Here is a 377-nt window from a genome sequence, read left to right as displayed (position 1 = left end):
AAGGCAAGTAGACCACTGGAACCTCCCCAGTAGCCCCTCTTAGAACCGGACGTGAACCTCTCGACTCATCCGGCTCCCATTATTCAGCCGTAGGCTTGATACCTAATTCCCAATGTTTAAATAACTTGGGATTTTGTTTTGCAATTCTACCTAAGAAATATTCTGCTCTTTTCTTGTGACGAGCTAACCTTTTGTATTTCTTTCTCGCCCACATTATTAAGGCTTTGTTGATATGCCTTAATGTTGAGTACATTTCGGATTTGTAAAACTTGCCATAGAAGTTTATCCAGCCAATTATCTTTGAGTTAAACATATTTGATAGGTCCGTAAGGTCCTTTTCAGCTTTCAGCTGAAGTTTCCAGTCCCTCACTTTTTGC

General features: G+C 40.6%; 1 protein-coding gene. It reads right to left on the bottom strand.

Annotated elements, in window-relative coordinates; translation table 11 throughout:
- Window positions 1–79: 79 nt before the first annotated feature.
- The coding region (locus CHI06_RS29090; protein ID WP_306453859.1) for a group II intron maturase-specific domain-containing protein at window positions 80–377 on the bottom strand (298 nt) is incomplete at its 5' end.

Source organism: Bacillus sp. 7884-1 (assembly GCF_002272245.1).
Classification (GTDB): Bacteria; Bacillota; Bacilli; order Bacillales; family Cytobacillaceae; genus Neobacillus.
Note: the sequence above shows the minus strand (reverse complement) of the source record. Positions and strands in the feature narration are given on the sequence as shown.